Raw genomic sequence first — 24,984 nt, 5'->3', positions numbered from 1 at the left:
CGCATCCCTGGCAGGTCCAACCTGCGCGATGGCGCGGGCACGGTCCGGGCAGCCCGGCCTTCGGAATGCGGATCGGTATAGCAGGTTCGCGGGCGCCCGCGACGGCACCCACGCACAATGGCCGCGCGTATGGCCTTACGGCCTCACCCCTGGATGTGCTGCGACCGCCGCGCCTGATCGATCCGGGTGGCAAGCTCCGCCAGCTCCGCCGGACCCTCGTCCTGCGGAACGCCGTAGTGCCCCTGCAGGCCGTGTCCCACCACCGCGAGCAGCGCGCCATCCGGACCCGAGAGGGCCGGACCGGGTGCGGGATACTGCGCGGCGAAATCGTCGGCGGGAATCAGCATGGCGGTCTCGGGGTTAGGCGGCCTCGGGCCCGGTGGCGAGCCGCGTCAACGGATGCCGGGCCTCAGGTTTCCACTTCGCGGGAGATTAATTTGCCGCCCGGCCCGATGACGTTGGGGCCGGAACCCGGCCGGCCGGCCGCGGCCTCGACCCAGGCCAGGATGTCCTGAGCGCGCCAGGGCTTCGGGATGAAGGTCGCGGACACCCGCAGATCGCTCGGCTGGTCGCCCGCATCGCCCGAGGTGAGCAGCACCCGGACGCGGGGCCAGGTGACGCCGATGATCCGGGCCAGCTCGAAGCCGCCGATCGGCCCCGGCGTGCGCACGTCCGAGAAGACGACGCTGACTTCCTCGCCGCGGTCGTTGAGGATGGCGAGGGCGCGGTCGGCGGTCTCCGCCTCGATCACCGTGAAGCCGGTTTCCTCCAGAAGCGTCGCAGCCAGGAAGCGCTCGTCGGGCTGATCTTCCACGACGAGGATCACCGGCTTGGTACCCGACGGGTTGGCGTCGCTCATGGTCCGGGACACTCTACGAGGGCTGAACGGCGAGCCCTTCTCGAAGTTTCATCGCATCTTGCCGCGACCTGCTGGCCCGCAGACACGGGCCCTTTCCGGTATCCTGGCACATTCCGCGCCGCGGGGCCGTGGCCGATTGGGCACAGGCGCACGCGCGTTCGCGCCAGGATCCCCGTCCTCCCGGATCCCGGCCTCACGGGATCCAGGGATCCTGTGAGGCGTCACCGCTACGTCAGCCGACGCCGTTCGCCTTGAGGAAGGCGAGCGCCCGCGCCCAGCCGTCCTGCGCGGCCTCGCGCCGGTAGCTCGGACGGTAATCGGCGTGGAACCCGTGGGGCGCCTCAGGGTAGACCACCAGCTCGACGCTGCGTCCCGCAGCCCTCGCCGCGTCGCGGGCGCCCTCCACCGAGGCGACCGGAATGCCCGTATCGGCGCCCCCGTAGAGGGCGAGCAGGGGCGCCTTGAGCTCGCCCGCGACGTCGCCCGCGGTGCGCGGCTGGATCCCCGTGCGCTCGCCCCCGACCGGGCCGTACCAGGCGACCGCGGCCTTCAGGTCGCGACGATGCGCCGCGTACAGCCAGACGCCGCGGCCGCCCCGGCACCAGCCCATGACGCCGAGGCGCGCGGGATCGCCCTTCGCCGCCGAGGTCGCCCAGGTCGCGGCGGCGTCGAGGTCGGCGATCCACTGGGCGTCCGGCATCTTGGCGATCACCTCGCGGACGATCTGCTGCACGTCCGTCATGGTCGAGAGGTCGCCCTGCCGGGCGTAGAGCTCCGGCGCCACGGCGCAATAGCCCGCCTTGGCGAGACGGCGGCAGATGTCCTTGATGTAGTCGTGGACGCCGAAGATCTCCTCGATCACCAGGACGATCGGGAACGGCCCCGGCCCCTGCGGCACGGCCCGGTAGCCGGGCATCGGCCCGTCGCCCGCCGGGATCCTGACCTCGCCGGCCTTGATGCCGTCCGAATCCGTATGGATCGCCTGCGCCTCGACGCGCGTCGTCGCGAGCGTGAGGCCGGTCATCAGGCTCGTCATCACGAAGCCGCGCCGCGAGAACGGCGGCACGATCAGGCCGCGCAGGCCCCCGGTCTCATCGTCCTCCGGGCGGGTCGCATCGCCCGCCGTCCTGTCCTGCCGCATGATGCCTCCGGTTCGCCTGAGCGACGGGAGGGCACCATGCCGGCGGGGTCCGGGTCAAATCGCCGGCGCGCCGTCCGCCCGGCGATGCTCGCGTTCTCAGGCGCGGGCGCCGGCCCGCACGCGGGTGCCGCGATCGTGCGGCACGGGGACGGTGCGCCGGATGTCGGCCCTCGGCCGCAGCACGTCGGCCAGGCAGAGGAACCCTTCGGTCGCCGCCCCCTGCCCCGCCCGGATGCCGAAGCCGAGGGCGAAGGAGGAACTGAGCTCCGCATCGCGGCCGATGCCGAAGCATTCGAGCGCCGCCAGGAACGCGTCGCGGAACAGGCTCGGCGTGCACCAGCGCTTCTCGGCCATGTGCAGCGGCCAGACCCACAGGCCCTCCTCCCGGCGGTCGCCGAGACCGGCGCGCTCGATGAAGTAGCCCGTGCCGCGGTGCTCAAGCCCTTCGTCGCAGACGAGCCAGTCGGCGTTGCTGAACAGGATCGCGCCGGTGGCAGTCATCGCTGGCGTCCCTCGCTCCTCCGCCGCGCCGTTCGCGAGCGGAACAATAGAGGAACACTGGCCCGGAACGGAACGAGCGTCAACTATCTCGTTCACTCTGCGTTCGCATTTCCGGGGGTGCCCGATCTAGCGCCGTCCGAAGAGTGGATGCTCCACCCGGTCGCCCGGGCGGATGCCGAGCCGCGCCGCGGTGCCGGCGTTCAGCTCGAGCACGGACAGCACCGGCTCGCCGGAGGCGATCACGGCCGTCGACAGGGGCTCGGTGTCGGTGGCGACGCGGGAGACCGTGCCGTCGGCGCGGATGAACACCATGTCGAGGGGCAGGTAGGTGTTCTTCATCCACATCGCCACGGGCTGCACCCGCTCGAAGTCGAACAGCATGCCGTGGTCGGGCGCCATGGAGCGGCGGAACATCAGGCCCCGCGAGCGGGAGGCGTCGTCGCGCATCACCTCCACGGCGAGGGCGTGGCGCCCCGCCTTCGAGACGATGGTCAGGGGCTCCGTCTGGCCCGCTTCCGCCGCGGCCGCTTCCTTTCGGGCTTCCGCGTAGCCGGACCGGAGAGGTGTCAGCGCGGCCGCGAGGCCGAGCGAGAGTGCGGCCGCGAGGGCCGGTCGGGGAACGCGGAACACGAGGACACTCCCGTCAGTGGGAGGCGGGCAGCGCACCGTCGATCAGGCGGATCTCGGCCGCCATCGCGCCCTTCGATCCGTCGCCGTAGCGCACCAGCACCGCTTCGCCGGGCTTCAACTCGGCAATGCCGTAGCGCCGCAGCGTCTCCATGTGAACGAAGATGTCGGGCGTCCCGTCGCCGCGGGTGAGGAAGCCGAAGCCGCGCAGGCGGTTGAACCACTTCACCACGGCCGTCTCCAGCCCGCTCGTCGGCACCACGCTCACGTGCGTGCGCGGCATCGGCAGCTCGGAGGGGTGTGTGGCGGTCGACTGGTCCAGGGAGACGACCCGGAAGGCCTGCCAGCCGCGGGTGCGCTGCACGGCCTCCACGACGATGCGGGCGCCCTCGCTCGCGCCCTGGTGGCCGTCCCGGCGCAGGCAGGTGATGTGCAGGAGGATGTCGGACGAGCCGTCGTCCGGAACGATGAAGCCGAAGCCCTTCGAGACGTCGAACCACTTGATCCGGCCCGACACCTCGACGAGGTCGAGCGGGCGCTCCGCCTCGGCCTGCGGCGCTCCATCGTAGCTCGAGCGGTCCGCGGTATGGGGGCCGATCGACGCGGTAACGAAGTCGTCAGACATGCTTAAGCAACCTACACCGAATCGCGCTGCGCGGTTCGGTGACAGGATTAACGAAGTCCCGAGTCCGCGGAAGCCCGTTTGGTCGGCAGTAGAGGTGCCGGATCGCGCAATTTCCGCCGCATCGGCAGCCGCGCCACATCTGCAATCGCGAGCGGCGGGAGAAGGTGCGGGCGCAAGGGCGTGATCCGATTCGTGGATTTGCCGCACGCCCCGCCTGGAGCACCGAAAGACGCGAGCTTAACGTATGATATTCACGTTTTCGAGAGCGTTGCAGGGCCGTCGCGCAGGGGCATCGAGGATGTTAAGCCCCGCCGCATGCTGACTGAGCCGCTCCCGGCCGGACCCGCCGTCGCGTCGCGCCCGGCAGACCGCCTCGCCGTCATCGACGCCGCCCGGGGCTGCGCCCTCGTCGCCATGGCGGCCTACCACGCCACCTGGGACCTCGGCTTCCTGCGCCTCATGCCGGAGAATCTCGCCCTCACGGGGCCGGGTCGCGCGGCCGCCCATGTCATCGCCGGGAGCTTCCTGGCGCTCGTCGGGGTCGGCGTCGTGCTGATGAACCGGGGCGGCATCCGCCCCGGGCCGGTGGCGATGCGCCTCGCGCGGATCGGCGGAGCGGCCCTCCTCGTCACCGCAGGCACCGCCCTCGCCTTCCCGGACAGCTACGTCTTCTTCGGCATCCTGCACTGCATCGCCGTGTCGAGCCTGCTCGCGCTGCCGTTCCTGCGCGGGCCCGTCTGGCTCGCAGCCGCGTCCGCGCTCGTCGTGCTGGCGCTGCCCCACCTCGTTGCCCACCCGGTGCTCGACGCGCCGGCGCTGGTCTTCCTCGGGCTCGGACAGGTGCTGCCGCGGACGAACGACTACGTGCCGCTCTTTCCCTGGTTCGGGATGGTGCTCGCGGGCCTCGTGGCCGGCCGTCTCGGGCTTCCGGCCCTCGCCCGCTCCCGGCTCGGCGCCTGGTCGCCCCGGCGGGGCCCGGCGCGCGCGCTGGCGCTCGCGGGCCGGCACAGCCTGGCGATCTACCTCGTGCACCAGCCGGTGCTGCTCGGGCTGCTCTACGGGGTCCTGAGCCTGACGGGTCCCCACCCGCGGGCCGGCTTCCAGGCGTTCCGGACGGATTACGCCGCGACCTGCACGCGGACCGGCGGAGAGCCCGGCCTGTGCCGCCTCGCGGCCCGCTGCACCCTCGACGGCATGCGACGCGACGGCCTCTGGATGGCGGAGGACCGCCCCTTCACGCCCGAGGAGCGCACCCGCGCGCAGAGGCTGTCGCAGATCTGCTACGACGCGGCAGAGGGCACGCGCCCCCCGCCCTGAGGCTAGGCTCAGTCCTTGGCGCGCTCGACGTAGGAGCCGTCGGCCGTCATCACCACCACGCGGGTGCCCGCGGCGACGTGCGGCGGCACCGCGGTGCGCACGCCGTTCGAAAGCACGGCGGGCTTGTAGGACGAGGAGGCGGTCTGGCCCTTCAGCACCGGCTCGGTCTCGGTCACCTCCAGCGTCACGCGCTGGGGCAGCTCGATCGTCAGCGGCGTGGCGTTGTGGATCGAGAGCATCACGGCCATGCCCTCCTGCAGGTAGGGGGCGGCATCGCCGACCACGTCCTCGGGCACCGCGACCTGCTCGTAGTTCTCGGGGTTCATGAAGTGGAACCCCTCGCCGTCGCTGTACAGGAAGGTGTGCTCACGGTCCTCGACGAAGGCGCGCTCCACCTGCTCGGTGGTGCGGTAGCGCTCCGAGACCTTCACGCCGTCGGTGATGCGCCGCATGTCGAGCTGCGTGACGGGCGTGCCCTTGCCGGGGTGGATGTTCTCCGCGAACAGGATCACGTAGAGCTTGCCGTCCTTCTCGACGACGTTCCCCTTGCGGAGGGTTGAGGCGATCACCTTCACGGGGTCAGGTCCTAACGTTGACAAATCTGGGACGGCGCGCCAAGCGCGTGCGCTCACGGGCCCGCCGCTTTCGAGCCCCGCCACTATCCTATCCGCGGCCCGGTTGCCAGTCGGCTGGGGGTGAAGCGTGATTCCTCGTTCCCACGCGGAGGCATCGCCCTGGTGGGCGGCGCACCGCCATGCCGACCGGCGTCCCCTGCTCCTCCTGCGCAACCGGATCACGGCTGCCCTCCGGGCGCACTTCGCGCGCGCCGACTTCGTCGAGGTGGAGGCCGCCGCGCTCCAGGTCTCGCCCGGCAACGAGGCGCACCTCGCGGCCTTCGCCACGGAGCTGATCGGGCCGGACGGCGCGCGCGTGCCCCTCTACCTGCACACCTCCCCGGAATTCGCCTGCAAGAAGCTGCTGGCGGCCGGCGAGCCGCGCCTGTTCGCCATCGCCCGGGTGTTCCGCAACCGCGAGCGCGGCGCCCTGCACCACCCCGAGTTCACCATGCTCGAATGGTACCGGGCGGGCGAGCCCTACGCGGCGCTGATGCGGGACTGCGCCGAGCTCCTCGCCCTCGCCGCCGAGACCGCCGGCAGCCGCAGCCTGCGCTACCGCGGGCGGACGGCCGACCCGTTCGCGCCCTTCGAGCGCCTGACCGTGGCCGAGGCCTTCGCGCGCCACGCGGGGGTCGATCTCCTCGCGACCATCGCGCCGGACGGGGCGACCGATCGCGACGGCCTCGCGGCCGCGGCGGCCGAGGCCGGCCTGCGCGTCGCCCCGGACGACCGCTGGGCCGACCTCTTCAGCCGGATCCTCGTCGCCCGCGTCGAGCCGAACCTCGGCGACGGGCGCCCCTGCATTCTCTGCGAGTATCCCGTGAGCGAGGCGGCCCTTGCGCGGCCGAGCCCGGCGGACCCCCGCGTCAGCGAGCGCTTCGAGCTCTACGCCTGCGGCGTCGAACTCGCCAATGCGTTCGGCGAGCTGACCGACGCCGCCGAGCAGCGCCGCCGCTTCGAGGCCGAGATGGCGGAGCGCGCCCGGATCTACGGCGACCCCTACCCGATCGACGAGACCTTCCTCGACGCGCTCGCGGCGATGCCCGAGGCGAGCGGCATCGCGCTGGGCTTCGACCGGCTCGTGATGCTGGCGACCGGTGCGCCGCGCATCGACGACGTCATCTGGACGCCCGTCGCCGGAGGCGCCCCGTGAGCCGCACCCTGCGCAGCCCCGCCGACCTCGCCGGCGCAGGTCTCGTCTCGCCCGCCGACCTGCCCGGCCTGGAGGCCGTCGCGGCCCGCTACGCGGTCGCGGTGACGCCGGACATAGCCGCGCTGATCGAGGCGCCCGACGACCCGGTCGGCCTCCAGTTCGTGCCACGCGCGGACGAGATCGAGACGGCGCCGGAGGAGCGGGCCGACCCGATCGGGGACGAGGCCCACGCTCCCGTTCCGGGCATCGTCCATCGCTATCCGGACCGCGTGCTGCTCAAGCCGCTCCACGTCTGCCCCGTCTACTGCCGCTTCTGCTTCCGCCGCGAGATGGTCGGCCCGCAGGGCCTCGGCTCGCTCTCGGACGCGGCCCTGTCGCGGGCGCTCGCCTACATCGCCGAGCGGCCGGAGATCTGGGAGGTGGTGCTCACCGGCGGCGATCCCTTCGCCCTGTCGTCCCGGCGCCTCGGCGACATCGCGCGCAGGCTCGGACACAGCGCGCATGTCCGCGTGCTGCGCGTGCACACGCGCGTCCCGGCGGTGAGCCCGGCCCTCGTCACCGAGGAGCTCGTGGCGGCCCTGCGGCAGTTCGGGCGGGCCGTCTACGTGGCGCTCCACGCCAACCACCCGCGGGAGTTCACGGACGCGGCGCGGGCGGCCTGCGCGCGCCTCGTCGATGCCGGCATCCCGATGGTCAGCCAATCGGTGCTCCTGCGGGGCGTCAACGACGATCCGGCCACGCTCGAGGCGCTGATGCGCGCCTTCGTGGAGAACCGGATCAAGCCCTACTACCTGCACCAGGGGGACCTCGCGCCCGGCACCGGCCACCTGCGCACCGGCCTCGCCGAGGGGCAGGCGCTGATGCGCCACCTGCGCGGCCGGCTCTCGGGCCTCGCGCAGCCGACCTACGTCCTCGACATCCCGGGCGGTCACGGCAAGGTCCCGATCGGGCCCGACTATCTGCGGACCGACGCCGCGGGCCATCATGTGACGGACCCGGACGGGCGCGAGCACCCCTACCCGCCTCCGCCCGGCGCGGCCGGGGAACCCTGACGAGGACGCCATGCTGAAGCTGTGGGGCCGAGCCAACTCCGTGAACGTGCAGAAGGCGCTCTGGGCGCTCGACGAGGTCGGGCAGCCCTACGAGCGCGTGGAAGCCGGTGGCGCCCACGGCGTGGTGAGCGACCCGGCCTATCGCCGGCTCAACCCGAACGGCCTCGTGCCGACGCTGGAGGACGACGGCTTCGTCCTCTGGGAGTCCAACGCGATCCTGCGCTACCTCGCGACGCGCTACGGCGGCGCCATCGCCTTGTCCGAGGATGTCCGGGAGCGCGCGCTGTCCGAGCAGTGGCTCGACTGGCAGGCGACAAGCTTCACGCCGGCCATGCGCGACGCCTTCTGGCAATCGTTCCGGGTGGCCGAGCCCGACCGGGACGCGGAGGCGATCGCCGCGTCCGTCAAGAAATCGGAGCGCCACGCGGAGACGCTCGACCGGCACCTCGCGGATCGGGCCTTCGTGGTCGGGGACCGCTTCGGCATCGCCGACCTGGCGCTGGCCTGCGCGGTGCACCGATGGCTGCACCTGCCGGTCGCCCGCACCCCGCGGCCCGCGATGGAGCGGTGGTACGCCGCCGTGGCGGCCCGGCCGGCGGCCCGCCAGGTGATCGACGAGCCGATCTGCTGATCGCTGCCCGGGTTCGGGACGTGCGGCGCGCCGGCCCGCCGGCGCCTTGTCCGTATGGCGCGCCGCTCCACCTTGGTCGTGGCGCGCGACGCGGGCGCCGCGGAGATCCCGGATGCCGATCGACAGGACCCTAGCGGACGCACTCTCGGCCGTGTCGAGCGGCTGCCTCGCCCGCGTACTGGCGCGGCGTTCGCTGTCCGCCTGCGTCATCACCGGCCTGCGGGCGGGCGGGTCGCGGGGCGCGGTCGGACCGGCCTATACCCTGCGCCTGATCCCCGCGCGCGACGGGGCGGGCTCGTCACTCGCCGCGGCCGTCGATGCGGTTCCGGAAGGCGCCGTCCTCGTCGTCGCGACCCACGGCGTGGCGGAGCCACTGCCCTTCGCCGGCATCCTCGCCGCCGCCCTGGCGCAGCGGGGCGTCGCCGGCCTCGTCACGGAGGCGACGCTGCCCGAGGAGATCGGGCTGCCGGCTTGGTCCGGCGCGGTCCGGGGACGCGTCGGGCCGGGCCTCATGCTCGCGGGGACTGCTGAGCCCATCGCCTGCGCCGGCGCCGCGGTGCTGCTGGGCGACATCGTGGTGGGGGATGCCGAGGGCGTCGTGGTCGTGCCGGCGGCGATCGCCGAGTCGGTCGCCCTGGAGGCCGTGGAGCAGCAGCGCCTCGATCTCTGGCTCCTGCGCGAGGCCGAGAAGGGCGTCGGCCTGACGACGCTGCTGCCCCCCGACGCCGCGGCGCTCGCCCGGTTCGAGGCCGAAACCCGGCCGGCCTGACCGGCCGCCCCTCGCAACGATCCGGCCGGCCCATGTTCTTCCCGCTCTCAAAGGTGATCTTCTTCGCGATCACCCCGTCGAACTTCCTGATCCTCGCCTGCCTCGTCGGCTGCGGGCTGCTCGCCCTGGGGTGGCGGCGCCTGGGCGGCTGGCTCGTCGGCCTCGGCGCCCTGGGGCTTGCCCTCGCGGGCCTGTCGCCGCTGGCCTACTGGGCGCTCCTGCCCCTGGAGGAGCGGTTTCCGCCCTTCGCCGATGACGGGCGCCCGCCGACCGGCATCATCGTGCTCGGCGGCGGCGTCGAGGCCGGCCTGTCCGCGGCCCGCGGACAGGTCATCTTCAACGATGCGGGCGAGCGGCCGATCTACTTCGCCGACCTGGCGCGCCGCTACCCCGCGGCCCGCCTCGTCTTCTCGGGCGGCAGCGGCAGCCTGCGCGACGGCTCGATCTCGGAGGCCGAGCTGATCAGCCGGTTCGCCGATACCCTCGGCCTGCCCCGCAGCCGGCTGATCCTGGAACAGCGCTCGCGCAACACCCACGAGAACGCCCGCTTCACGGCCGACTTCGTGCAGCCGAAGCCGGGCGAGCGCTGGCTCCTCGTCACCTCGGCCTGGCACATGCCGCGCTCGATCGGCTGCTTCCGGCAGGCCGGGTTCGACGTGACGGCCGTCCCGGTCGACTACCGCACCCGTGGGGAGCAGGACGCCGCGCGCTTCAACAGCTACGCCTCGGACGGGCTCACCCTCCTCGACGTCGCCGCCAAGGAATGGGTCGGGCTCGTCGCCTACAAGCTCGCGGGCTACACGCCGGACTGGCTGCCGGCGCCAGCGCCGGCCCCATCGCCGCCCGCAGGCAGCGCGAGCCGGTAGATCCCGCGGAAATCGTCCGGGTCGGCGACCGGCCGGCCCTTGCGCAGGATGCGCACGCGCCCCGCCCGCGTCAGCCGCACCGCGACGCGGCGCACCGGCTGCATCAGCGGGCTCCAGCCGTCCGGGTGCGGGCCGCCCAGCGCCCGGGCCACCTCGGAGGGGCAGACGGTCTTGTCGGGGCCCCGCTCGGTGACGAGCCGCAGGAGAGTCTCCTCGATTGCCGCGTCGCTCGGCCGGCCTGTCTCGGTCATCGGATATCGTCCTCGGCGATGAGCGCGGCGCGGATCTCGGACGCGAACTGGCGCCGCCACATCACCAGCACGACGGCCGTCGTCGCGACCATCAGGATGTAGGGGCTGACGAACCAGCCCAGGTAGGCCAGCGCGAACAGGAAGGCCCGCTGGCCGCGGGCGAAGTGGCTGCCGGCGGCGATGTTCATGGCGGCGGCGCGCCGGGCCGCGCGCAGCATCTCGGCCTCGCTGACGCCGGCCCCCCGGGGCGGCACGGCGCCGATCAGGATCGCGCCGTAATTGAACAGGCGGTAGGCCCAGGCGAACTTGAAGAACGCGTAGACGAACACCACCGCGAGGCCCGCGACCTTGACCTCCCAGGTGGTCCGGCTGGCAATGGTGCCGAACGGCAGGGTCCCGAACAGCGTCAGCACGTCGTCGCCCGAGCGGGACAGGGTGAGCACTCCGCCCAGCGCGATCAGCGTGGTTGAGGCGAAGAAGGCCGTGCCGTTCTGCAGGGAGGCGTTGATGGTGGTGTCGACCACCCGGTTGTCGCGCACCACCATCTGGCGCGCCCAGGTCTCGCGCTGCCGGTTCATGATCTGGCTCAGCGACACCAGCCGGCCGCGCATGCGCCCGACGGAGAGCCCGTAGCCGACCCAGGCGGCGACGAAGAACAGGAGCGCCCCGAAATCGACGAGCGAGAAGGCGACGCTTTCGGTGAACTTCGGCATGGATTCCCGCACGGCTCCCGACACGCGGCGGGCCAGCCCGCGTTAACGCGGAACCTCCGCGGCTGTCGAGGGCGGCTCAAGCCGAGCCGCCGAGCGTGAGGGCGTCGCGCTCGGCCTCCAGCAGGCCGACCAGCCGGAGAGCGAGACGGCTCGGCGGCCGGCCGCCCGGTCGCAGGAGCAGGGTCTCGATCGGCAGCGCGGGCCGGAGCGGGCGCAGGACGATGGGCAGGCCCCCGGCGAGCTCGCGCGCCGGCACGGGATCGACGATCGTCAGGCCGAGCCCCTCCGCGACGAGTCCGCAGCGCGCTGCCGTGTACTGCGCCATCACGACGAAGCGGGGCGTGATGCCGGCCGCCGCGAAGGCCGCCTCGATCGCATCCTGCAGGGCGCCCGCGCCGCCCGAGATCAGGGGTTCCCCGGCGAGGTCCTTCACCGTGAGGCTGCGCCGGCGGGCCAGGGGATGCCGCCGGGGCAGCGCGCAGACGGCGGCGCTCGTCAGGAAGGGTTCGGCGTGCACGCCGTCGTGGCCGGTGCGCGGTCGCGCGAGACCGATGTCGCACTGGCCGGAGGCGGCCCACGACCAGATCGTGTCCGGGCTCGGGACGTGGATCGAAACGCGCACCCCCGGACAGTCCGCGTCGAGGCGCCGGACAGCGCGGGGCAGCAGCCGGGACGCGAGCGAGGGCTGGCACGCCACGCGCAGGACACCGGTCCCGCGCTCCCGGATCCCGGCGGCCGCGTGGCGCAGGTGTTCGAGGCCCGCGTAGGTTTGATCCACCTCCCGGGCGAAGGCCTCGCCCTCCCGGGTCGGAAGGGCGCTGCCGTGGCCGCGCACGAAGAGCGGGAAGCCGAGATCCGCCTCGAGCTGCGCGATGCTGCGGCTGATGTGGGGCTGGCCGATGCCGAGGGCGGCCGCGGCGCGCGTCATGCCACCGTGGCGCAGCACGGCTCGGAACAGGTCGAGATGGGCCGGATTGATCATGCCTGATACGCATCGAAGCGGCGCTATCGGGCATTTGACGGCATGGGCGGCGCGTGGTTGTCAAGGGGGCGGCCGGCATCGTGCGCGGGTCGCACCGATCCTCGCGATGGCCCGGCCGGCGATGCTCCAGATCCTCGTTCCCTCGATCCTCGCCGTGCTGGCGGGCGTCAGCATCGTGGTTCAGCAGGTGCTGAACACGAACCTGCGCACGGCGCTGTCCTCGGCGGCCTGGTCGGGCTTCATGAGCTATCTCGTAGGCCTCGCCTGCATGGCGCTCCTGGCCCTCGCGCTGCGCGATCCCGTGCCGTCCGCGGCCGTGGCGGCGCGCATCCCGGGGTGGGCCTGGATCGGCGGGCTGTTCGGCGCCGTCTACATCGCCCTCTCGATCCTGCTGGTCCCGCGCCTGGGGGCCGCGCCCTTCATCGCGCTGCTCGTGGCGGGCCAGATGCTCGCATCCGTGCTGGCCGACCATTACGGGGTGCTCGGGCTGGCCCAGCGCGCCGTCGACGGCCCGCGGCTCCTCGGCGTGCTGCTGCTGATCGGCGGCGTGATGCTGATCCGCCGCTGAGTGGCCCGATCCCGTCAGTGCCGGATCTCGAAGCCCTCGCCCGCGAAGTCGGCGGCCTCCTGCACGGTCACGTCCGCGACGTCCGATCCGCGCGGGCCGGAGCGGAGCGCCTTCAGCATGGTCTCGACGGCGGCGGCGGGCCCGCACAGGGTCGCCTGGACGGCACCGTCCGCGCGGTTGCAGACGTGCCCCGTCAGGCCGTGCAGCTGGGCCTGATGCTGCGTCCAGACGCGGAAGCCGACGCCCTGCACGCGGCCTGTGACGACGACATCGACGGTACGGGTCTCGGGCACGCGCCGCTCCGGTGAGGGCCCGGGGCGACGCGCCCCGGGCGCTGCGTCAATGCGAACGGCGCGGTTTCGCTCCCTCAGCGGGCGATCGCCGCGCGCCCCTGCCGATGGGCCTCGGCGCGGGTTGGCTCGGTGCTCCTCGGCCGATAGGTCAGGTACCAGGCGACCGAGATGAACAGGACGCCGCCCGCAAAATTGCCCAGCGTGACCGGGATCTGGTTCCACAGCCACCACTCGCTGAGGTGGACCGGCGCGCCGAGCATCATGCCCGCCGGGATGACGAACATGTTCACCACGGCGTGCTCGAAGCCCTGCGCGAAGAACAGGAGGATCGGCAGCCAGGCGCCGAACACCTTGCCGAAGGTGGAGCTCGACATCAGGGACATCGTCACGCCGAGGCAGACCATCCAGTTGCAGAGCATCGCCTTGACGAAGCAGGTGACGAGCCCGGCGGTGCCCAGCGCCTCGTAGGTGAGGGTCTTCGCCTGCGCGATCTCGACGAGCTTCTGCGCGACGCCCGCGACGGGTGCGTGCCAGGCGTTGGTGAGGGCCACCACGAGGAGCAGGGCGTAGATCAGGCTGCCGATCAGGTTGCCTACGAAGCCCCAGGCGAAGTTGCGCATCATCGGCCCGAGGGCGATCCGCCCCTCCATGTAGGACAGGCCGAGGATCCCGAAATTTCCGGTGCAGAGCTCGAGCCCGAGACAGACGATCATCACGAAGCCGACCGGGAACACCACGGCGCCGACGAAGGGCACGCCGGTCTGCATGGTCGCGGTCACCGCGAGGCTGGTGGCGATGCCGAGCAGCGCGCCGGCCATCATGCCGCGCACCAGCATGTCCCGGATCGGCAGCTGCGCGCGCAGCACACCCGAGTCGCTCATGGCAGCCGCCATGTCGGTGGGTTTCACGAAATCCATGGGAAGGCCTCCCGCCTGTCGTCCGATCGGTTCGCGAGAGCACAAGCAAGAAGCGCGCGACATCGGCGGCGGATGTGTGCGGCCTCAGCCGAGGCCGGATGCGCGCGGCGAATGGCTCGCGCTGTCCGGCGGGACGGCGCGCCGGCTACGCGCCGGGTCCGCGCTGCCAGCTCGCGAGGGACCGGATGTAGTCCTCGGGGAGCTGCGCGGACCGCGCGGCGGCGACCACGGCTTCGAGGTAGCCGTGCCGCGGCACGCCGGCCGAGGTGCTGCGCCCGAAGTAGATCAGGGCGCGCCTGATCCCCGCCCCCGTGACCACGGGCTGGTAGGCCTTCACGTAGAGCCCGCCGGAGACGCCCTCGTAGCGGTCGAGGGCCGGGACGTCGGAGAGGGCGAGGTCCCAGAGCACGCCCCAGACCGTGCGGGTGGGGTCGCGCACCACCGTGGCGTAGCCCTCGCGCATGATCAGGAAGCGATGCCGCTGCAGGCGCCCCTGCCCAATCAGCGTCGAGGCCGGGCAGCGGAGCGCCATCGCGGCGGCGTCCATGTTGGCGCCGTAGGCGAAGTAGAGCGGCAAGCGCCGCTCGTCAGGCGAATTCGAGGATCACCGCGTCGACCGCGAGGCTGTCGCCCTCCTTGGCCTGGATCGTGGAGACCGTGGCGTCGCGCTCGGCGCGCAGCACGTTCTCCATCTTCATGGCCTCGACGATGGCCAGCGGCTCGCCGTTCTTCACCTCCTGGCCTTCCTTGACCAGGATCGCCTTCACGAGGCCCGGCATCGGGCAGAGCACCTGCTTGCCCGAGCCCGCCTGCTCCTTGACCGGCATCAGCGCGGCGAGCTCGGCCTCGCGCCGGGTGTAGACCCGGGCCTCGGCAGCCGCGCCGGCGTGCTGGAGGGCGACGCCGTTGAGCAGCCCGCGCACCTGGATCGCGACGCGCTCGGGGCCGATCTGCCCGGTCCAGACCGGCTCGCCGGGGCGCCAGTCGCTCAGGATCGTGAGCGCCGTGCCGTCCGCCTCGGTGACGACGAGGTCGCCGTCCCGCACGTCGACCGTCACCGGGTAGCTCTCGCCGGCCAGCGTCACCACGCGGTCGCGCTCGAAGTGGAGGAGGCTCGGGTCGCGCATCTGGCCGGAGATGCCGCGCTTGCGCTGGTTCAGCTTGTGGTCGATCGCCGCCGCGGCGGCCGCCATGCGCCGGGCGATGGCACCCTTCGGCTCCGGCGCCGCGAAGCCCTCGGGGAACTCCTCGGCGATGAAGCCGGTGGAGAGGTTGCCCTCGCGCCAGCGCGGATGCGCCATCAGGGCGGCGAGGAACGGGATGTTGTGGCGGATGCCGTCGATCGCAAAGGCGTCGAGGGCCTGACCCTGCGCCTCGATCGCCTCAGCGCGCGTCGGCGCCCAGGTGACGAGCTTGGCGATCATCGGGTCGTAGTGGATCGCGATCTCGCCGCCCTCCTCGACGCCGGTGTCGTTGCGGACGATCGCGGCGCCCTGCGGCCCCTCCTCGGGCGGCTGGTAGGTGGTGAGCCGGCCGATGGAGGGCAGGAAGTTGCGGGTCGGGTCCTCGGCGTAGACGCGGCTCTCCACCGCCCAGCCGTTGAGCTTCACGTCCGCCTGACCGAGGGGAAGCGTCTCGCCCGCCGCCACCCGGATCATCAGCTCGACGAGGTCGAGGCCGGTGATCATCTCGGTGACCGGATGCTCCACCTGCAGGCGGGTGTTCATCTCCAGGAAGTAGAAGGACTTGTCCTGGCCCGCCACGAACTCGACCGTGCCGGCGGAATCGTAGTTGACGGCCCGCGCGAGCGCGACCGCCTGCTCGCCCATCTTGCGGCGGGTCTCCTCGTCGAGGAGCGGCGACGGCGCTTCCTCGATCACCTTCTGGTTGCGGCGCTGGATCGAGCATTCGCGCTCGCCGAGGTAGATCACGTTCCCGTGCTTGTCGCCGATGACCTGAATCTCGATGTGGCGCGGATCGGTGATGAACTTCTCGACGAAGACCCGGTCGTCGCCGAAGGAGGAGGAGGCCTCGGACTTGGCGCGGGCGAAGCCCTCCGCGACCTCGCCGGAGGAGTGGGCGATGCGCATGCCCTTGCCGCCGCCGCCGGCCGAGGCCTTGATCATGACGGGGTAGCCGATCTCGTCGGCGATCTGCACGGCGTGCTCGGGGCTGTCGATGACGCCGAGGAAGCCCGGTACCGTCGAGACCTTGGCCTCGGCCGCGGCCTTCTTGGACTCGATCTTGTCGCCCATGGCGGCGATGGCGCCGGGGTTCGGGCCGATGAAGACGATGCCGGCCTCGGCGAGCGCCTTCGGGAACGCCTCGCGCTCGGACAGGAAGCCGTAGCCCGGGTGCACGGCCTGCGCCCCGGTCCGCTTGCAGGCCTCCACGATCTTCTCGATGACGAGGTAGGACTGCGCGGCCGGCGCCGGGCCGATATGGACGGCCTCGTCCGCCATGGCGACGTGCACGGCGTCCCGGTCGGCATCCGAGTAGACCGCGACGGTCTTGATGCCCATGCGGCGGGCGGTCTTGATGACCCGGCAGGCGATCTCGCCGCGGTTCGCGATCAGGATCTTCTCAAACATGAACATCGCACCCGCTTCGGGAGAGGTTCGGCCGCGCGGCCCAAACTCAAGCTTTGCTCCCGTTAAAGCACTTGTGCGCGTTCTGGAAGGCGACCTTCGTCCGGCGGCGACCTGTTTCGCACCGACGAAGCCTGGTCGCCGGGACCTCAGGCGGCCCGGCGCAGGCTCTCGCCCGGGATCTCGTCGGCGGCGGCTTCGCCGGCCACGCGCCGGTTGGCCTTGAGCGCGTAGGCGACGAGGTGCTCGTCGGTCGCCTGCGCCTCGCGGACGATCTCGAAGGCGATGCGGGCGCCGGTCGGCGTCGGGCCGGTGCCGTTGCCGATGGAGTCGGCGAGCCACCGCGCCGTCTCGCGGTCGATCCGGCCGGTGGGGCGCTCGCCCCACACCGCGAGGTCGACCACCGCCGCCACGAGGAAGTCCGCGAAGGCGGCGTCGGCCTGCGGGACGGCCCGGTCGAGGGCGATCAGCATGTCGGCCTCGTCGCGGCTCGTGAGGCCGTCGGGCAGGAGCTCGCGGCCGAGGATGCGGACGTCGGCGCGGGTGATCCGGCCGGCGCCGACGATACGGTTACAGAAGTTCTGCAGCGAAGCGTTGATCATCTCTTGATGCTCCCCCGGTCTTTGTTCGGACCGGTCTTAGTCCCTGTATGTCTCGACTATGCGGGAGGGCATCATCTTCAGAGGTTAACGGGTGAGTCTGAACCCGCGTTCAGGTTAAAGCCTGCTCACGATCGAGCCTTTCCGGATCGTTGCTTGCGGCGCTCAGCGCACGATCACGCGGGTGCCGACCGGGACCCGCTCGAACAGGTCCACCACGTCGATGTTGCGCATGCGGATGCAGCCCGAGGAGGCGGCCTGCCCGATCTTCTCGGGCTCGTTGGTGCCGTGGATCCGGTAGAGGGTGTCGCGGCCGTGGTCCGACAGGTAGAGGGCCCGCGCGCCCAACGGGTTCATCGGGCCGCCCTCCATCGCGTGGACGTGCGGCCAGCGGCGGACCATCTCGGCCGGCGGGCTCCAGGCCGGCCACTCCGCCTTGCGGCTCACCGTGGCGGTGCCGGTCCAACCGTAGGCCTCGTCCCCGACCGTGACGCCGTAGCGGATCGCGCGACCGCCCGGCAGGACGAAGTAGAGCTGGCGGGCCTTCGCCTCGACCACGATGGTGCCGGGCGGTTCCTTGGTCGGGTCGTCGACCTGGTAGCGCGCGAAGTGCGCGTCGAACTCGGCCTCCGGCACCAGGGCCATGTAGGCCGCGTCGCGCGAGGAGAGCTTGGGGTCCGGCACGCCCTTGAAGTTGCAGCCGGCCAGGAGGGCGGCGAGCGCGGGGATCAGGAGGGCGTGGCGCATGGGGCGGTCCGGCGGCAGGGGTCCGTCGCCGCGGATCACGGTTGACGGACCGTGACGAGCTTAGGCGCTCTCGCCCGCCGCCCGTAGCCTCCGAAGGGTGCCCATGGCACATTTGCCCGGCTTGTTGCGACGCGGCGACAGGATGCACGGCCTCGAAGAGCCGGGCCCCCGGGAGAAACCATCGTGACCACCCTGTACGTGAGCCACCCCGCCGCCCTCGACCACGTGGTCCCCGAGGGCCATCCCGAGCGGCCCGAGCGGATCCGCGCGGTCGACCGCGTCCTGGAGGCCGAGCGCTTCTCCGGCCTCGTCCGGGCCCTCGCGCCCCGCGCCGAGGCGCAGGTCGCCACCCTCGCCCACCCCGAGGCCTACGTGGAGGCGATCGTCGCGGCCTCCCCCGAGCACGGCCTCGTGCAGATCGATTCCGATACGCTGATGTCGCCGGGCAGCCTCGACGCGGCGCTGCGGGCGGTGGGCGGCGCGGTCCACGCGGTCGACGCCGTGCTGAAGGGGGAATGCGCCAACGCCTTCGTGGCCATGCGCCCGCCCGGGCACCACGCCGAGCGCACCCGGGCCATGGGCTTCTGCCTGTTCAACCAGGCGGCCATCGCGGCCCTTCACGCCCGGACGGCGCACGGCGCGACCCGGGTCGCGCTGATCGACTGGGACGTCCACCACGGCAACGGCTCGCAGGACATCTTCTGGGACGACGGCAGCGTGATGTACGCCTCCACCCACCAGATGCCGCTGTTCCCCGGCACCGGCGCGGCGGGCGAGCGCGGCACGAAGGACACGATCGTCAACGTGCCGCTACGTCCGAACGACGACGGCGCCGTGTTTCGCGAGGCTTTCGAGGTGGGGATCCTCGCCCGGGTCGAGGCCTTCCGGCCGGACGTCGTCATCCTGTCGGCGGGCTTCGACGCGCACCGGCTGGACCCGCTCGCCAACCTCCGCCTGGACGAGGCGGATTTCGGCTGGGCGACCCGCAAGGTGATGGAACTCGCCGACCGCCACGCCGGCGGGCGCCTCGTCTCGGTGCTCGAGGGCGGCTACAGCCTGGAGGGCCTCGGCCGCTCCGTGTCCGCGCACGTCGACGCCCTGATGGGGCGCTGAGGCGCAGCCGGGCCGCCGCCCGCGGGGGCTTGGCTGCCCCTCACCCCTCCAGCGGCTCGTCCCCGACGAGTTCGATGCCGAAGCCCGAGAGGCCGACGTAGGAGCGCGCGGAGGTCGCGAGGTTGCGGATCGAGACCACGCCGAGGTCCCGCAGGATCTGCGCGCCCAGGCCGACCTCGCGCCACTGGCGCACCCGCTGGGCCTCGGCCCCCTCCTCGCTGCCGCCCTCCTGGAAGCGGGACAGCGGCACGCCGGCGGTGCCGTCGCGCAGGTAGACGAGAACCCCCCGCCCCTCCCGCGCGAAGCGGCGCATCACCGCCTCGACCTGGCGGCCGCCCTCGATGACGTCGGCAACGACGTTCGAGCGATGCAGGCGCACCAGCACGTCACGGCCGTCCCCGATGCGGCCGTGCACGAAGGCGAATTGCTGGATCGCCTCGAAGGGCGTCGTGTAGGCGTAGCCGGTCATCTCGCCGAACTCGGTGCGCACCGGGAAGGTGCCGACCCGCTCGACGAGCTTGTCGCGGGCCTGGCGGTAGGCGATCAGGTCCGCCACCGAGACCCGCTTGAGGTCGTGCGCTTCAGCGAAGCTCTCGATCTGCGGCCCCTTCATCACGGTGCCGTCGTCGTTGGCGAGCTCGCAGATCACGCCCACCGGCGGCAGGTCGGCGAGGCGGCAGAGATCGACGGCGGCCTCCGTATGGCCGGAGCGCATCAGCACGCCGCCGTCGCGGGCGATCAGCGGGAAGACGTGGCCGGGGCGCACGAAGTCGGAGGCGCCCATGTTGCCGTTGGCGAGCGCCCGCACCGTGTTGCAGCGCTGCTCGGCCGAGATCCCGGTGGTCAGCCCGTGCTTGACGTCGACCGTCACCGTGAAGGCGGTGCCGAGGGGCGCGTCGTTCGAGGCCACCATCGGGTCGAGGCGCAGGCGGCGCGCCTCGCCCAGGGAGAGCGGCGCGCAGACGATGCCGCAGGTGTTGCGGATGATGAACGCCATCTTCTCCGGCGTGCAGAGGGAGGCCGCAACGACGAGGTCGCCCTCGTTCTCGCGATCGTCGTCGTCGGTGACGACCACGATCTCGCCGCGGGCGAAGGCCTCGATGGCCTCGGTGACGCTGGTGTGGGGCAAAGGGGTCTCGTCTCGTGTTGCGGGGCGCTTCGGGCCGGTCAGGCGTCGGAGCCGACCTGGCCTCTGTGGCGCAGATGGTGATCGGCGAGCACGCAGGCCATCATGGCCTCGGCGACCGGCACGGCGCGGATGCCGACGCAGGGGTCGTGGCGGCCCTTGGTGATCAGGTCGACCTCGCGGTTGTCGCGGGTCACGGAGCGGCGCGGAGTGAGGATCGAGGAGGTCGGCTTCACGGCGAAGCGGCAGACGATCGGCTGGCCCGTCGAGATGCCGCCGAGCACGCCGCCGGCGTGGTTGGCGAGGAAGGCCGGGCGGCCGTCGTTCGAGGCGCGCATCTCGTCCGCGTTGTCCTCGCCGCGGAGCGCCGCCGCCGCGAAGCCGTCGCCGATCTCGACGCCCTTGACGGCGTTGATCGACATCATGGCGGCGGCGAGGTCCGCGTCGAGCTTGCCGTAGACCGGCGCGCCGAGGCCCGCCGGCACGCCCTCGGCGATCACCTCGATCACGGCGCCCACCGAGGAGCCGTCCCGCCGGATGCCGTCGAGGTAGGTCTCGTAGGCCGCCGCCGCTTCGGCGTCCGGGCAGAAGAACGGGTTGCGGGCGACCTCCTCCCAGTCCCAGTTCGCCCGGTCGATCGCGTGCGGGCCCATCTGGACGAGGGCGGCGCGGATCGTGACGCCGGCCGGCAGCACCTTGCGGGCGACGGCGCCGGCCGCGACGCGGGCGGCGGTCTCCCGCGCCGACGAGCGGCCGCCGCCCCGGTAGTCGCGGATGCCGTACTTGGCCTCGTAGGCGTAGTCGGCGTGGCCGGGCCGGTAGCTGTCGCGGATCTCCGAATAGTCCTTCGAGCGCTGGTCGGTGTTCTCGATCATCAGCGCGATGGGCGTGCCGGTGGTGAGCTGGCGGCCGCCCGTGCGGTCGTCCGCGAACACGCCGGAGAGGATCCGTACCTGATCGGGCTCCCGCCGCTGGGTCGTGAAGCGCGACTGGCCGGGCTTGCGCCGGTCGAGCTCGGCCTGGATCTCGTCGGCCTCCAGCGGCAGGCCGGGCGGGCAGCCGTCGACCACGCAGCCGAGGGCGACCCCGTGGCTCTCGCCGAAGGTGGTAACGCGGAAGAGGTGGCCGAACGTGTTGTGCGACATGGCGCGCCCGCTCTAGCGCGGCTTCGCGCGGCCCACAAATCCGTTACTCCGCCGGCCCCCACGGGCGCGCGAATCGTGCTGGTCGGGAATCGCCAAACCGTACCTCGACGGCGGCGATCCGCTCGGGTCAGGTCCCTCGCCCGGGCCGCCGGACGATTCGGGGCCGCGGGACGGGAGTGGGTCGGGATGGCGTTGCGTAATGTCCTGGCGTGATATCCTGGCGGCGCTCCTCGTCGTCACGCTGCTCGGCGTCAACTTCGTGGCGATCAAGATCGGGCTCGAGGCGCTGCCGCCGCTGCTGCTGACGGGCCTGCGCTTTCTCCTGGCGGCGCTGCCCGGCGTCTTCCTCGTGCGGCCGCCGAAGGCCTCGGTCGGCACCGTGGTGGCGTTCGGCCTCTCCCTCGGCGTCGTGCAGTTCGGCCTCCTGTTCTTCGCGATCGCCATCGGCATGCCCGCGGGCCTGTCCTCCCTGGTGATCCAGATGCAGGTCTTTTTCACGATCGGCCTCTCCTACCTGGCGTTCAACGAGCGTCCGAGCGGGTTGCAGGTGGCGGGCGCCCTCGTGGCCGCGGCGGGGGTTGCCGTCATCGCCGTCTACAAGGCGCGGCACGCGATGCTGCTGCCCCTCGGCCTCGTCCTCGGCGCGGCGCTCGCCTGGGCGTGCTCCAACATCATCGTGAAGGCGGCGGGCCGCATCGACATGCTGCCGCTGATCGTCTGGGGCAGCCTCGTCGCGACGCCGCCGCTCCTGCTGCTCTCGCTCCTCGCCGAGGGGCCGGCGGCGATCGCGGTGGGCCTGCGCCACGCCGATGCCGGGACGCTCGCCGCGGTGCTGTTCATCGCCTATCCGGCGACGATCCTCGCCTTCGCCCTGTGGAGCCAGCTGCTCAGCCGCTACCCGGCCGCGACCGTCACGCCCTTCGCGCTCCTGGTGCCGGTGGTGGGGATCTCCAGCACGAGCACCCTGCTCGGTGAGCCGTTCGGCCTCGTGGAGGCGGCGGGGGCCGCGCTGATCCTGCTCGGCATCGCGCTCAGCGTCTACGGCGCCCGCGCCCGGCCGGTGCCCGGCCGGACGGGCCGGGCCGAGGCGGTCGCCCCCTCGCCCGGTCCCCGCGTGCCCTGACGCGGCGGGGGCGGCTCGCCGGTGAATTAATGTCTGACCCCGCGCTCTTTGGAAGAATCCCCGACGAACTCCTACGGCCGCGACAGCACCCCGCCGGTCATCGGCTCGCGCACGCCGGTGGTCGCCGGGAACGTGAGCGGCAGGCCCTTCAGCGAGCGCACGGCGAGGTGCGCGAAGGCCTGCGCCTCCAGGTAGGCCGAGGACCAGCCGATGGCGTCGGCCGTCGTGATCTCCGACCGCAGATGGTAGTTCAGCAGCCTGAGCAACTCGCCGTTGCGGGCGCCGCCGCCCGCCACGATCCAGCGGGCCGGCGCCTCCGGCGCGTGGTCGAGGGCGCGGGCGACAGCCCGGGCCGTGAAGGCCGTGAGCGTCGCGGCCCCGTCCTCCGTCGAGAGCTGGCCCGCGAGCTTGTGGGAGAACCAGTTGCGGTCCAGGGACTTCGGCGGCCGCCGCGCGAAGAACGGGTGGATCAGGAGCCAGGCGAGCAGCGGCTCGTCCGGTCGCCCGCGGGCCGCCGTGCGGCCGCCGTCGTCGAGGGCGCGGCCGGTGCGCTCGCGCATCCAGTCGTCGATGAGGGCGTTGCCGGGGCCGGTGTCGAAGGCGAGGACGTTGCCCCTCGAATCGATGATCGTCGCGTTGGCGACGCCGCCGATGTTGAGGACGCCGAGCGCCCCCTCGAAGCCCGAGGCGCGCGCCAGTGCCGCGTGGAAGGCCGGCACCAGCGGCGCCCCCTGCCCGCCCGCCTCCACGTCGGCGATGCGCATGTCGGACACGACCGGGATGCCGAGGCGGCGGCTCAGGGCCGCGCCATCGCCGATCTGCACGCTCATGCGCTGGTCCGGGCGGTGCACCACGGTCTGGCCGTGGAAGCCGATCACGTCGATGTCGGCGGGCGTGAGCCCGTTCTCGGACAGGAAGCTCTCGACCGCCTCGGCGTGCGCGCGGGTCACGAAGGCCTCGGCCTCGGGCAGGCAGCCGGGCCGCTCGTCGCGCGCGGCGACCGCCTCGGAATCGCTCAGCGCCTGCCGCAGCAGCGTCCGGTCCTCGTCGGTGTAGGCGCGGTAGCCCGTGGGGCCGAGGGGTTCGAGGAAGCCGTTGTGGCCGCGCACCACGCGGATGTCCGCGCCGTCGGTCTCGATCAGCGCCACGTCGACGCCGTCCAGGGAGGTCCCGCTCATCAGGCCGATCGCCCGCATCATCGCCATGGCTCTCCCGCGCAGCCCGTCTCCGCCGGGCGCCGTCCCGCACCTGGACCTGCGATACCGGCCCGTGCCTTTCCGCGGACGCCCTGCTAAGAGCCCCCGACACCGCGCCCGAGGTGCTAGCACGCGGGTTCCCCGCTGTCCCGCTCCGCCCGCGGCGAAGATCCGAGACCCGAGCCCGTCATGTCCTCCGCTGAAGCCCCCGTCCGCTCCGAGTTCCTGCGCGTCCTGACCGAGCGCGGCTACGTCCACCAGGCCTCCGACCTCGCCGGCATCGACGCCGCGGCGGCGGAGGGGCGGCTGACGACCTACGTGGGCTACGATTGCACGGCGGCCTCCCTGCACGTCGGCCACCTGCTCTCGATCATGATGCTGCACTGGCTGCAGGCCACCGGCGGCCGGCCGATCGCCCTGATGGGCGGCGGCACCACCCGGGTCGGCGACCCCTCCGGGCGCGACGAGAGCCGCAAGATCCTCACGCTGGAGCAGATCGAGGCCAACAAGGAGGGCATCAAGAAGACCTTCGCGCGGTTCCTCACCTTCGGGGAGGGCCGGGGCGAGGCCGCCATGGTCGACAACGCCGAGTGGCTGACGAAGCTCAACTACATCGAGATGCTGCGCGACATCGGGCGGCACTTCTCCGTCAACCGCATGATGTCGATGGACAGCGTGCGGATGCGCCTGGAGCGCGACCAGGAGCTGTCGTTCCTGGAATTCAACTACATGATCCTGCAGTCCTACGACTTCGTGGAGCTGAACCGCCGCTACGGCTGCATCCTGCAGATGGGCGGCTCGGACCAGTGGGGCAACATCGTCAACGGGATCGATCTCGGCCGCCGCCTCGGCACGCCGCAGCTCTACGGGATCACCTGCCCGCTCCTCACCACCGCCTCCGGCGCCAAGATGGGCAAGACCGCGGCCGGCGCCGTCTGGCTCGATGCCGGGATGCTGTCGCCCTACGATTACTGGCAGTTCTGGCGCAACACCGAGGACGCGGACGTGGTCCGCTTCCTCAAGCTGTTCACGCTGCTGCCGATGGACGAGATCGGCCGCCTCGGCGCCCTCGGGGGGGCCGAGATCAACGCCGCCAAGGCGGTGCTGGCCACCGAGGCCACCGCCCTGATGCACGGGCGCGAAGCGGCCGAGGCCGCAGCCGAGACCGCCCGCAAGACCTTCGTCGAGGGCACGCTCGCGGCCGACCTTCCAACCGTCGTGGTGGCGCGGAGCGCGCTGGAGGCGGGCCTCGGCGTGCTGACGGCGTTCGGGCCGGAGCACGCGCGCCTCGTGCCCTCCACGAGCGAGGCGCGCCGGCAGATCAAGAACGGCGGCCTGCGGGTCAACGACGTTCCGGTGAGCGACGAACGCGCCGTGCTCGGCACGGGCGACCTCACGCAGGACGGGGTGATCAAGCTCTCCTTCGGCCGCAAGAAGCACGTGCTGCTGCGGGCGGAGTAGCGCG

29 protein-coding genes are annotated in these 24,984 nt (G+C 72.4%); 10 read left to right on the top strand and 19 right to left on the bottom strand.

The window, feature by feature from the left end; translation table 11 throughout:
• Nucleotides 1-143: 143 nt before the first annotated feature.
• The 6 genes from ACLBXP_RS21085 to ACLBXP_RS21060 form a co-directional block, all read right to left on the bottom strand.
• The gene (locus ACLBXP_RS21085; protein ID WP_447669761.1) at nt 144-347 is read right to left on the bottom strand and encodes a hypothetical protein; all 204 of its coding nucleotides are present in this window, start codon (nt 345-347) and stop codon (nt 144-146) included.
• A gap of 62 nt (nt 348-409) precedes the next feature.
• Nucleotides 410-859: a response regulator gene (locus ACLBXP_RS21080; RefSeq protein WP_447669760.1), complete on the bottom strand. Its 450-nt coding sequence runs from the start codon at nt 857-859 to the stop codon at nt 410-412.
• A 232-nt stretch (nt 860-1,091) separates the two neighbouring features.
• Nucleotides 1,092-2,000 carry a dienelactone hydrolase family protein gene (locus ACLBXP_RS21075; RefSeq protein WP_447669759.1) on the bottom strand — a complete coding sequence of 303 codons (909 nt, stop codon included), beginning with the start codon at nt 1,998-2,000 and terminating at the stop codon, nt 1,092-1,094.
• Nucleotides 2,001-2,096: 96 nt separating this feature from the next.
• Entirely contained in the window at nt 2,097-2,501 is a 405-nt protein-coding gene (locus tag ACLBXP_RS21070) for a hypothetical protein (protein WP_447669758.1), read from the bottom strand.
• A 126-nt stretch (nt 2,502-2,627) separates the two neighbouring features.
• On the bottom strand, nt 2,628-3,131 hold the full coding sequence (locus ACLBXP_RS21065; RefSeq protein WP_447669757.1) for a DUF192 domain-containing protein: 504 nt from the start codon (nt 3,129-3,131) through the stop codon (nt 2,628-2,630).
• A 13-nt stretch (nt 3,132-3,144) separates the two neighbouring features.
• Nucleotides 3,145-3,753: a cold-shock protein gene (locus ACLBXP_RS21060; protein WP_447669756.1), complete on the bottom strand. Its 609-nt coding sequence runs from the start codon at nt 3,751-3,753 to the stop codon at nt 3,145-3,147.
• Nucleotides 3,754-4,068: 315 nt separating this feature from the next.
• Here ACLBXP_RS21060 and ACLBXP_RS21055 point away from each other — a divergent pair, with 315 nt between their 5' ends.
• A complete protein-coding gene (locus tag ACLBXP_RS21055) occupies nt 4,069-5,070 on the top strand; it encodes a heparan-alpha-glucosaminide N-acetyltransferase (RefSeq protein WP_447669755.1) in 1,002 nt (333 codons plus the stop codon).
• An 8-nt stretch (nt 5,071-5,078) separates the two neighbouring features.
• Here the strand turns inward: ACLBXP_RS21055 and efp are convergent, their stop codons facing one another.
• A complete protein-coding gene (gene efp / locus ACLBXP_RS21050; RefSeq protein WP_447669754.1) occupies nt 5,079-5,645 on the bottom strand; it encodes an elongation factor P in 567 nt (188 codons plus the stop codon).
• A gap of 127 nt (nt 5,646-5,772) precedes the next feature.
• Here efp and epmA point away from each other — a divergent pair, with 127 nt between their 5' ends.
• From epmA to ACLBXP_RS21025, 5 genes are all read left to right on the top strand, one after another.
• Complete coding sequence (gene epmA / locus ACLBXP_RS21045; RefSeq protein WP_447669753.1) at nt 5,773-6,840, top strand: EF-P lysine aminoacylase EpmA; 1,068 nt, start codon at nt 5,773-5,775, stop codon at nt 6,838-6,840.
• Nucleotides 6,837-7,892: a lysine-2,3-aminomutase-like protein gene (locus ACLBXP_RS21040; protein ID WP_447669752.1), complete on the top strand. Its 1,056-nt coding sequence runs from the start codon at nt 6,837-6,839 to the stop codon at nt 7,890-7,892. Before epmA ends, ACLBXP_RS21040 begins: the two co-directional genes overlap by 4 nt.
• Nucleotides 7,893-7,902: 10 nt before the next feature.
• Nucleotides 7,903-8,523 (top strand): glutathione S-transferase family protein, encoded by a 621-nt coding sequence (locus ACLBXP_RS21035; protein WP_447669751.1) that lies wholly within the window; start codon nt 7,903-7,905, stop codon nt 8,521-8,523.
• A gap of 112 nt (nt 8,524-8,635) precedes the next feature.
• A complete protein-coding gene (locus tag ACLBXP_RS21030; protein ID WP_447669750.1) occupies nt 8,636-9,292 on the top strand; it encodes an RraA family protein in 657 nt (218 codons plus the stop codon).
• 32 nt (nt 9,293-9,324) lie between these two features.
• Nucleotides 9,325-10,158 (top strand): YdcF family protein, encoded by an 834-nt coding sequence (locus ACLBXP_RS21025; RefSeq protein WP_447669749.1) that lies wholly within the window; start codon nt 9,325-9,327, stop codon nt 10,156-10,158.
• Here the strand turns inward: ACLBXP_RS21025 and ACLBXP_RS21020 are convergent.
• The 3 genes from ACLBXP_RS21020 to ACLBXP_RS21010 form a co-directional block, all read right to left on the bottom strand.
• Nucleotides 10,089-10,409, bottom strand: coding sequence for a DUF3253 domain-containing protein (locus ACLBXP_RS21020; protein ID WP_447669748.1), 321 nt, complete (start codon nt 10,407-10,409; stop codon nt 10,089-10,091). The two genes, ACLBXP_RS21025 and ACLBXP_RS21020, sit on opposite strands and share 70 nt — an antisense overlap.
• Nucleotides 10,406-11,122 (bottom strand): DUF599 domain-containing protein, encoded by a 717-nt coding sequence (locus ACLBXP_RS21015; protein ID WP_447669747.1) that lies wholly within the window; start codon nt 11,120-11,122, stop codon nt 10,406-10,408. Before ACLBXP_RS21015 ends, ACLBXP_RS21020 begins: the two co-directional genes overlap by 4 nt.
• A gap of 76 nt (nt 11,123-11,198) precedes the next feature.
• Nucleotides 11,199-12,104: a LysR family transcriptional regulator gene (locus ACLBXP_RS21010; protein ID WP_447669746.1), complete on the bottom strand. Its 906-nt coding sequence runs from the start codon at nt 12,102-12,104 to the stop codon at nt 11,199-11,201.
• A gap of 121 nt (nt 12,105-12,225) precedes the next feature.
• Here ACLBXP_RS21010 and ACLBXP_RS21005 point away from each other — a divergent pair, with 121 nt between their 5' ends.
• A complete protein-coding gene (locus ACLBXP_RS21005; protein ID WP_447669786.1) occupies nt 12,226-12,672 on the top strand; it encodes a DMT family transporter in 447 nt (148 codons plus the stop codon).
• Nucleotides 12,673-12,686: 14 nt separating this feature from the next.
• Here ACLBXP_RS21005 and ACLBXP_RS21000 read toward each other — a convergent pair whose 3' ends face one another.
• The 6 genes from ACLBXP_RS21000 to ACLBXP_RS20975 form a co-directional block, all read right to left on the bottom strand.
• Nucleotides 12,687-12,965 (bottom strand): acylphosphatase, encoded by a 279-nt coding sequence (locus ACLBXP_RS21000; protein WP_447669745.1) that lies wholly within the window; start codon nt 12,963-12,965, stop codon nt 12,687-12,689.
• Between the two features lie 74 nt (nt 12,966-13,039).
• Nucleotides 13,040-13,882, bottom strand: a complete 843-nt coding sequence (locus tag ACLBXP_RS20995) for a formate/nitrite transporter family protein (protein ID WP_447669744.1) — start codon at nt 13,880-13,882, stop codon at nt 13,040-13,042.
• A gap of 145 nt (nt 13,883-14,027) precedes the next feature.
• Nucleotides 14,028-14,459 (bottom strand): gamma-glutamylcyclotransferase family protein, encoded by a 432-nt coding sequence (locus ACLBXP_RS20990; RefSeq protein WP_447669743.1) that lies wholly within the window; start codon nt 14,457-14,459, stop codon nt 14,028-14,030.
• Between the two features lie 10 nt (nt 14,460-14,469).
• A complete protein-coding gene (locus tag ACLBXP_RS20985) occupies nt 14,470-16,473 on the bottom strand; it encodes an acetyl-CoA carboxylase biotin carboxylase subunit (RefSeq protein WP_447669742.1) in 2,004 nt (667 codons plus the stop codon).
• A 146-nt stretch (nt 16,474-16,619) separates the two neighbouring features.
• On the bottom strand, nt 16,620-17,072 hold the full coding sequence (locus ACLBXP_RS20980) for a hypothetical protein (RefSeq protein WP_447669741.1): 453 nt from the start codon (nt 17,070-17,072) through the stop codon (nt 16,620-16,622).
• A gap of 162 nt (nt 17,073-17,234) precedes the next feature.
• On the bottom strand, nt 17,235-17,816 hold the full coding sequence (locus tag ACLBXP_RS20975) for a L,D-transpeptidase (RefSeq protein WP_447669740.1): 582 nt from the start codon (nt 17,814-17,816) through the stop codon (nt 17,235-17,237).
• Between the two features lie 183 nt (nt 17,817-17,999).
• Between ACLBXP_RS20975 and ACLBXP_RS20970 the strand changes: the two genes are divergently transcribed.
• Nucleotides 18,000-18,929: a histone deacetylase family protein gene (locus ACLBXP_RS20970; RefSeq protein WP_447669739.1), complete on the top strand. Its 930-nt coding sequence runs from the start codon at nt 18,000-18,002 to the stop codon at nt 18,927-18,929.
• A 40-nt stretch (nt 18,930-18,969) separates the two neighbouring features.
• Here ACLBXP_RS20970 and ribB read toward each other — a convergent pair whose 3' ends face one another.
• Both ribB and aroC read right to left on the bottom strand, forming a co-directional pair.
• Nucleotides 18,970-20,058 carry a 3,4-dihydroxy-2-butanone-4-phosphate synthase gene (gene ribB, locus ACLBXP_RS20965; RefSeq protein WP_447669738.1) on the bottom strand — a complete coding sequence of 363 codons (1,089 nt, stop codon included), beginning with the start codon at nt 20,056-20,058 and terminating at the stop codon, nt 18,970-18,972.
• 38 nt (nt 20,059-20,096) lie between these two features.
• Nucleotides 20,097-21,200, bottom strand: a complete 1,104-nt coding sequence (gene aroC / locus ACLBXP_RS20960; protein ID WP_447669737.1) for a chorismate synthase — start codon at nt 21,198-21,200, stop codon at nt 20,097-20,099.
• Between the two features lie 199 nt (nt 21,201-21,399).
• On the opposite strand from aroC, the gene ACLBXP_RS20955 reads away from it, so the two are divergent.
• Complete coding sequence (locus tag ACLBXP_RS20955; protein WP_447669736.1) at nt 21,400-22,323, top strand: EamA family transporter; 924 nt, start codon at nt 21,400-21,402, stop codon at nt 22,321-22,323.
• A 71-nt stretch (nt 22,324-22,394) separates the two neighbouring features.
• Here ACLBXP_RS20955 and ACLBXP_RS20950 read toward each other — a convergent pair whose 3' ends face one another.
• Entirely contained in the window at nt 22,395-23,528 is a 1,134-nt protein-coding gene (locus ACLBXP_RS20950; RefSeq protein ID WP_447669735.1) for an anhydro-N-acetylmuramic acid kinase, read from the bottom strand.
• Nucleotides 23,529-23,708: 180 nt separating this feature from the next.
• Here ACLBXP_RS20950 and tyrS point away from each other — a divergent pair, with 180 nt between their 5' ends.
• Nucleotides 23,709-24,980, top strand: a complete 1,272-nt coding sequence (gene tyrS / locus ACLBXP_RS20945; RefSeq protein WP_447669734.1) for a tyrosine--tRNA ligase — start codon at nt 23,709-23,711, stop codon at nt 24,978-24,980.
• Nucleotides 24,981-24,984: the final 4 nt, after the last annotated feature.

The sequence above is a fragment of the Methylobacterium sp. A54F genome (genome assembly GCF_053346035.1).
This window is presented reverse-complemented; position numbering and strand designations above follow the sequence as displayed.